The following is an 8,013-nucleotide window of genomic DNA, read 5'->3' as shown; positions in this document are numbered from 1 at the left end:
TTAATTGTATAATCTTTTTGTAAAATATTTTTTAGTAGCATAATGATATTTTACTATAAATCTCAAACTTATTGGGTTTGAGATTTATTTTTTTTCACAAAAAAGGAACTGTGCACTAATTATTTAGTGCGACAGCCCCTTCTGCATTAACTATCTATTTTTATTATTATTGTTTATTGGCTTATGATCTTTAGTTTCTAAATTATTAATATTATTATTTTTTTCATCTAATTTATCATTAATTTGTTTTAATAAACCTGTTTGTTCTTGAGAATTGTCTAGCATTTGATTTAACCATTCACAAAAAACATATACAAATACGGAAAAGATTATAATTCCACATCCTGATACTAGGGAATCCCTTGCAAATATTAAACCAACGCCTAAAATCATTCCTATTACACATAGTGTAATCCCTAAGTAACTTAAAATATTTTTAATGCTCATAATTATCCCCCTCTTAATCGTTTACACTTTTATTTTAACACAATATTTACTTTTTGAATCATTTTAGTTTTATTCTATAAAAAAAATTAAAGCATTAAAATGATACATATTAAAAAAGTTGATATTAATAATGCTATAGATTCAAATGAAATTAAATAACTAAGCAACAAAAAACCACCAATTAGTCAAATTATATTAACTAATTGGTGGTTAAGCAAATCCTAATGGAGTTAGCAAAGATAATATGTCTTGTTTAGATTAAGATAATTTGATCTAATACTTCTATAATTATGTACCGCAAAAGGTTCGATAAGCACAGTTAGATTTCGTAGGTAGTGTGGCGTAATCAGCCTGTTCCTCAGAGTGCGAGTAGGGGCTCGAAAGAACATGAAGAAGCCGTTCCATCACGTTATAGTCTTCATGTTTCTGTGCAGCTTCTAGTGCCTCTTCTACTCGGTGGTTGCGAGGGATTACCGCTGGATTGGAGTTTTTCATCAACGCATGAGAGGAATCTTTGGATTCCTGCTGCCTGCCTAGTCTTGCTTGCCACTGCGCATTCCACGTAGCAAATGTATCAGTATCAAACAATTCCATATCCGAAAACTTATCAAAAGTTAATGCGGTGAAGGTATTTGTATAGTCCGCAGTATACTTCTTCATCATACTAAGGAGGTCTTCAATAAGGGATTTATCCTCTGGCTCTTCGTTAAATATTCCCAGTTTTGCTCTCATTCCTGACAGCCAATTATTGTGATACAAGTCAGCAAAATCTGAAATTGCATCCTGAGCTAGTTCGACAGCCTTCTCATGATTATCATGAAGCAGCGGTAATAGGGTTTCAGCAAATCGTGCAAGATTCCATCCGGCAATATACGGTTGATTTCCATAATCATATCTGCCTTCCCTGTCAATGGAACTGAATACCGTTGCCGGGTCGTAGGTATCCATGAAGGCGCAAGGGCCATAATCAATGGTTTCTCCACTAATGGACATGTTGTCGGTGTTCATCACCCCGTGGATAAAGCCAACCAGCTGCCATTTGGCAATAAGTTCTGCCTGACGCTTAATAACTTCCTGAAGTAGGTAAAGATAGCGGTTTTCAGCACCGTCACACTCTGAAAAATGCCGCTTTAGTGTATAATCAGCCAAGGCTCGAAGTTCTTCAACACTGCCCCACTCTGCAACGTATTGAAATGTAGCAACTCGAATATGACTGGCAGCCACACGGGTAAGAATTGCACCTTGCAAGAGGTTTTCACGAATTACCGACTCACCTGTTGTCACCACTGCTAGGCTTCTGGTAGTAGGAATACCAAGTGCATGCATTGCTTCACTGATGACGTATTCACGAAGCATTGGTCCAAGTGCTGCCCGACCATCTCCACCTCGGGAGTAAGGCGTTCTACCTGCACCCTTAAGCTGAATGTCAAACCGCTCACCTAGCGGAGTGATTTGTTCTCCAAGTAATATAGCCCGGCCATCTCCTAACATATTAAAATGCCCAAATTGATGCCCTGCATAAGCTTGAGCAAGGGGCAAAGATCCTTTAAGTATCTTGTTTCCAGCAAACACTGCTACGCTATCGTTATCTTGCAGTGACTTAGTATCCAAACCCAGTGATGCTGCGAGTGGACAATTGAGAATAATCAACTTCGGTGAGCGTACAGGTGTTGGGTTCTGCATTGTAAAAAATGTTTTTGGCAGATGAGCATAACTGTTGTCTAAGTTCCATCCTGATTCTATTTTTTTTCTTTCTTCCATTTTATCTCCTTTCCTCTTCTATCTTTTTGTATCCTAGGTTTTTCTTTTACATGAAACAAAATAATAGTATTGTATGATATCTTTTTGTTATCTACTTATCATATCAATACAATGAAACCCTTTTTAGTATCTGCTTCTGCCAATTTATTATACTCTTTCCACGCAAAGATAGCACCTTTGTACGACCCCTTTGTTCCTCTTCAACCTAATGTAATTGTCCATTATGACTTTTCATTATGACTTTTCATTAAATACAAAAACTCAAAGTATACTTTCTAATCGTGTTGTAAAAATTATAAAATTTCAATTGAAAAAGGATGTGGTTAGCATAGCATTTCACATCCCTTAAATAATTTTTGTTTTTTATTTCTATTTTACTATTCCACCTTCAACTACAAGACTATCTTCAAATTCTGCACCATATACTGATTTTAATGTTTCATCATAAGCTTTGTGAACAAAGTTTTCTTTGCCTAATGTTTCAAGTTCAGTATTAATCCAATCTTTAAGTTCTGTGTTACCTTTTGTTACAGCTGGTGCAATTGTATCTGCACTTCCAAGTGATGGTACACCAACAGTGAATCCTGGATTTTCTTTAGCCCATGCTATAACTTCTGTGTTATCACTTAATATAGCATCACCACGTTTATCCTTTAAAGCTTGGAATATTTCTGAGTATTGTTCATATTTTACAAGCTCAATATCTGGATGATTTTTTGTCATGTAAGTTTCAGCAGTTGTTCCCTTTGCTACTATAACTTTTTTACCTTTAAGCTGATCTTCTGAAGTGATTTTAGCACCATCTGGTGAAACTACTCCAAGAGATACCTTCATATAAGGATTTGTAAAATCTACTTTTTCTTTTCTTTCATCAGTAACAGTAAAGTTAGCCATAATTACATCAACCTTTTTAGATTCTAAATACGCTACTCTGCTTGCTGCATCAACTAAAACAAATTCAACTTTTGATTCATCTCCAAGAAGATCTTTTGCAAATCTTTTTGCAAGATATACATCAAATCCTTGATTCTTTCCATTTGAATCTACATAACCAAATGGAGCCTTATCACTAAACACACCAATTTTTATAGTTCCACGTTTTTTAATTTCATCTATAGAACTAGTTGCAGCTTTATTTGAATCGCTTTTGCCTGCGCTTGTTGATGCTGAATTACCGCAGCCTACAAGACCTCCAATTACTATAGTACCTAAAAGTAAGGCTGATACAATTTTTTTAATCTTTTTCATATTTTTCATCCCCCAATTTAATAATTAGTTTTTAATATTGAAATATATTTAGAAAGTGCTTAGCACGTTCAGTCTTTGGATTTGTAAAGAATTCATCTGGTTTTGATTCCTCACATATTTGTCCACCATCCATAAATATGATTCTATCTGCTACAGACTGAGCAAATCCCATTTCATGAGTTACAATTACCATAGTCATACCTTGCTTAGCTAAGCCTAATATAACATCTAAAACTTCCCTTACCATTTCTGGATCAAGAGATGCAGTTACTTCATCAAAAAGAATTATTTCTGGATTCATACATAATGCTCTAACAATAGCTATTCTCTGCTTCTGTCCTCCTGAAAGCTGACGTGGATATGAATCCTTTCTGTCTAATAAGCCAACTCTGTCTAAAAGTTTTTCCGCCTCTGCAAGTGCTTCAGCTTTATCTCTTTTTTGAACCTTTAAAGGGCCAAGAAGTATATTTTCTATAACTGTCATATGAGGAAATAGCTCATAGTTTTGAAATACCATGCCTATTTCTTCATGAATTTTTCGTGAGTTAGCATTTTTATCTGTAAAGCTTTGATCTTTAAATTTAATATCTCCGCCTTGTATTTTCTCAAGACCATTAAGACATCTTAAAAAAGTACTCTTTCCACAGCCTGATGGCCCTAGAATAACTAATACTTCTCCTTTGTGAATGCTTAGGTTAATTCCTTTTAATATTTCTTTTTCTTCGTATTTTTTATGAACATCCTGTATTTCAAGTAAAACAGGATTATTATTTTTATTCATCATATTCCTCCTAATTATTCCACTTGTTTTCTAAATTTTTTGATATTTTAGATAGTGGATAACATATTATAAAGTACAAGAAGAATATACAACCGTAAATCCAAAAAGATGCAGCAGGAAATTCAAATCGTGAACTTTCAATAATTTGCTGACCTATTTTAACTACATCTATAACTCCTATCAAAACCACAAGTGAAGTAGTTTTAATCATCCTGGTGGCCAAGTTAATAGTTCCAGGTATCATTCTTCTTATAGCTTGAGGTATCAATATATACCTATATAATTGAAAATAGTTTAAACCTAAGGCCTTGCCAGATTCAATTTGATGCTTTGGTAGTGACTGCAGTGCTCCTCTGACAATATCCCCCATTTCTGCTGATCCCCAAAGACTAAATACAATAATAGAAACTACTTCGCCACTAAGATTTATATTTAATGCTGTGGTAACTCCAAAATAAAAAATGAACAGCCAAACTAATGTTGGTATTATTCTAAATGCTTCAAGATAAGCTCTGTTTATAAAAAGTACTGCCTTAGATTTTGTTGTTCTGCTTAAGCCTATAACTATGCCTAATATAGAACCTATGATAATAGATATAAAAGCAATCTCTGCAGTTACAAATAGACCTTCAAATAAACGTTGAATATTTTTTTCTTGTAGAATAATACTAATTCCCGAATTCTGCATATCGCACCTTCCTTTCTAACCAAGACAGTATAAATGATAAAGGCAGAATCATAATAAGATAAATCACAACTAGCATTGCCAATGATTCAAAGGTTCTATAGTACATTCCTATTAGATCTTTTGTTAAATTCGTAACGTCGACTATTGATATAGCTCCTAATATAGAAGTCTCTTTTAATAAAAATATACAATTTGCACTTAATGAAGGCATGCTTACTGAAAAAGCCTGTGGAATTATTACATATCTAACAAGTTGAATTTTAGAAAGACCAATACTTATTCCAGATTCAATTTGTGTTTTGCTCACAGCCTCAATTCCACTTCTAAAAGCTTCAGCCATGTAGCTTCCTCCTAAAAATGCCAACCCAATTATGGCACAGGTACTTTCGCTCATTTTTAAACCCAATTTTGGTAACCCAAAATATAGAAAAAATATCTGTACAAGAAGTGGAGTATTTCTTGAAAGCTCTATATATGCTTGTACAATAATATCAAGGATTTTTACTTTAAAATATAATATTATGCTACATAGTAACCCAATTACCAATGATAAAAGTATTCCCACAAAAGCTAACTTCAATGTAAGCCATGCAGCTTTTTCATATAAAGGCAAATTAGTCACTATAAAATTCCAATCAATACTCATTTATCCATCACCTTTTATTTATTTTTTTTTAATTCATATAATTTCCGTAGGAATACATATATATTAGCAACTAATTCCCAGTTTGTCAATTGTATTAGTGTAAAATATTATTTTCTATTAAATTTTTCTTTGATAAATAAATAGAAGTGTCTTAGAATGTTAAAAATATATAGATAGTATTTTCACCTATAACACAAAGCCTATATCTTATTTTACTAAGTAACTTAAGATATAGGCTAATTTATTTTTATTTTTGATAAGTTGTTGGTATTATTGTTAATAACTATTGTTTTGTACTTTAAGAATTAGCCTACACGTATACATATAACTTTTGTTAAATCTTACAATTCTTAAGTTAATTCATAACTGATTACTTAACTATACTGCTTTTGTTTAAACTAATTAATGTTGCACAATCATCCTCTTTATCACTTACTGAACAGATTCCATACCATAAATCATTTGGATAATCTCTTCTTATTATTTTATCATAATAAGAAGGTTCAGATGGTATGAATATATTAGGATTTGAGTACGTATCATATACTATATATTTTATTTTTTTGCCATTATATTCCAAGTCATATAATTTATTAATCCATGTACGACCACCTTCATATGCATATTTCACAATGCGAAGTTCATCCTTCTTTCCATTTTTAATGTTTTCCATAAAATCATCAAGGTTATTAATGTTATAAATTTCTGTATCATTATGTGTTTTACTTGATACTCAATCAAGATATGAAATCTCTACAATATCTCCATTACTTATTGCTTTTTTAGAACTTAAAGATTTATTATTTAAAACATCAGTTTTATTATTACTTTTATACAATAAATTAGGTGTAAAACTTGATAATACACTTATTTCTTGTATTGGTTGTTTTGGTGTATTGTTGTTTTCTTCTATTGGTTGTTTTGCTATCAATGTTGATAATAATACAATTGTTATGATTATAGATTCTATTTTCAAGTAAATCCCTCCAGTCATTCAGATATAATTTGAAGAAATTTATTAACTTATCAAAAGAGATTAAACTAATAAAAATTCCTTAACTATATCTTTAGCAATAGAAGTGGAACTATTTCTAATACAATAATTAAAGAAGGAATCCTGTCTGTTTCTGATTTTTCTCATACTTATAATGATATTTTTAAAAATCTAGGCATATCTGGAGATAAAGCTAAATATATTAAGATAACTCAAACTGAGAAGAATAGTCATTCTATAACTATCTTCATTGTAGATGATGGAAATGTATATGCTTTGTTAGAAGGAGCACTTTTTGAATTGGAAAAGTAATATACACAGCATTAAACATATATTTAATACTGTGTATATTGCATAAATTTGCACAAAGTTATGACCATTTGTTATTTTTACACTCTAGGAAGACCTTTTACAGGCTTATGCCTCTTCCTATTTTCCGCTGGATTTTGTGTATTTGATGTATTTGATGACTTATCATCATCATTATTTGTAATAAATTTATAATTTGTCATTTTCCTCACCTCAATTTTAGTTTTTACTTCTTATAAGGTTTATATTCATCTATTCTTTATTACAGTTACACTCTTTTTTGCAGCTCTTATTTTTATCTTTTTCCCTAGGGCTATCAGTCAATTCTTCAGAAAACTCTGTTGCTAATTTAGATTGATATACTTTCTTGCTTATCCTTATATTTCTACTCTTATTTTTTCAGAATTATTAAAGACTTTCATTCCTGCATAAATTAATGAAGATATAATTACTATACATACGAAATAATAAAAAGAAGATTAAATTTGTCGCATAATAAATATATTTTTAAACATAATAAAAAACAAGGTGTTTGTATAAGAAATTATGCTTTCAAATTAATTAACCCAAACGAAGGAGATGAAAAATCATGGAGAATAAACCAGATGATAGAAGAGATAATGTAGATAGGATTCAACATAACAATAATAATTTTAGCTGCATCTAATGCAAATAAAATCATATCATTTTCATTAACTGAGTAATCATTAATTTCCGTAGGATAAACAGCATATTTATTCTTTGTATCTACTACGCTTTGAAGTATTACCTCTCTTACTCCTACATCCTGTAACATTTGTAATTCATCTATCCATCTTTATAATATATCCATTTCTAAAATTTGTATTACAGAGACATTAAAAAAAGAGCCTTTACAAGTAAAAGCTCTTTATATAAATACTAAGCAAATTTTTAAAATAATTGGTGGCTTACCCGGGAATCGAACCCGGGACACCATGATTAAAAGTCATGTGCTCTACCAACTGAGCTAGTAAACCATACTTACCTCGCAACGTCCTACTCTGCCACACAGTCACCCGTGCAGTACCATCGGCGCTATAGACCTTAACTGTCCTGTTCGGAATGGGAAGGAGTGTTACCTCTATGCCATCGTCACGAGATGCTAGTTTATTCTAAAT

Annotated in this window: 10 protein-coding genes, 1 tRNA gene and 1 rRNA gene; all 12 read right to left on the bottom strand. The window is 31.7% G+C overall.

Annotated elements, in window-relative coordinates:
• Positions 1-150: 150 nt before the first annotated feature.
• The gene (locus tag LLF98_RS04955) at positions 151-447 is read right to left on the bottom strand and encodes a hypothetical protein (RefSeq protein WP_291701452.1); all 297 of its coding nucleotides are present in this window, start codon (positions 445-447) and stop codon (positions 151-153) included.
• A 288-nt stretch (positions 448-735) separates the two neighbouring features.
• Positions 736-2,208 (bottom strand): protein adenylyltransferase SelO, encoded by a 1,473-nt coding sequence (locus tag LLF98_RS04950; RefSeq protein ID WP_291701450.1) that lies wholly within the window; start codon positions 2,206-2,208, stop codon positions 736-738.
• Between the two features lie 369 nt (positions 2,209-2,577).
• Entirely contained in the window at positions 2,578-3,456 is an 879-nt protein-coding gene (locus tag LLF98_RS04945) for a cysteine ABC transporter substrate-binding protein (RefSeq protein ID WP_291701448.1), read from the bottom strand.
• Positions 3,457-3,487: 31 nt separating this feature from the next.
• Positions 3,488-4,237, bottom strand: a complete 750-nt coding sequence (locus LLF98_RS04940; protein WP_291701446.1) for an amino acid ABC transporter ATP-binding protein — start codon at positions 4,235-4,237, stop codon at positions 3,488-3,490.
• A gap of 10 nt (positions 4,238-4,247) precedes the next feature.
• Entirely contained in the window at positions 4,248-4,925 is a 678-nt protein-coding gene (locus tag LLF98_RS04935) for an amino acid ABC transporter permease (RefSeq protein WP_291701444.1), read from the bottom strand.
• Positions 4,906-5,571 carry an amino acid ABC transporter permease gene (locus tag LLF98_RS04930; protein ID WP_291701442.1) on the bottom strand — a complete coding sequence of 222 codons (666 nt, stop codon included), beginning with the start codon at positions 5,569-5,571 and terminating at the stop codon, positions 4,906-4,908. The genes LLF98_RS04935 and LLF98_RS04930 overlap by 20 nt, the downstream gene beginning before the upstream one ends.
• 370 nt (positions 5,572-5,941) lie before the next feature.
• Complete coding sequence (locus LLF98_RS04925) at positions 5,942-6,274, bottom strand: DUF4362 domain-containing protein (protein WP_291701454.1); 333 nt, start codon at positions 6,272-6,274, stop codon at positions 5,942-5,944.
• Between the two features lie 30 nt (positions 6,275-6,304).
• Entirely contained in the window at positions 6,305-6,547 is a 243-nt protein-coding gene (locus tag LLF98_RS04920; protein WP_291701440.1) for a hypothetical protein, read from the bottom strand.
• Between the two features lie 407 nt (positions 6,548-6,954).
• Positions 6,955-7,077, bottom strand: a complete 123-nt coding sequence (locus tag LLF98_RS04915; RefSeq protein ID WP_291701438.1) for a hypothetical protein — start codon at positions 7,075-7,077, stop codon at positions 6,955-6,957.
• Positions 7,078-7,418: 341 nt separating this feature from the next.
• Positions 7,419-7,670, bottom strand: a complete 252-nt coding sequence (locus tag LLF98_RS04910; protein ID WP_291701436.1) for a hypothetical protein — start codon at positions 7,668-7,670, stop codon at positions 7,419-7,421.
• Positions 7,671-7,796: 126 nt separating this feature from the next.
• Positions 7,797-7,872, bottom strand: a tRNA-Lys gene (locus LLF98_RS04905).
• A gap of 6 nt (positions 7,873-7,878) precedes the next feature.
• Positions 7,879-7,995: ribosomal RNA gene (rrf, locus tag LLF98_RS04900) — 5S ribosomal RNA — on the bottom strand.
• Positions 7,996-8,013: the final 18 nt, after the last annotated feature.

The organism is Clostridium sp. (assembly GCF_021372645.1).
GTDB lineage: Bacteria > Bacillota > Clostridia > Clostridiales > Clostridiaceae > Clostridium.
This window is presented reverse-complemented; position numbering and strand designations above follow the sequence as displayed.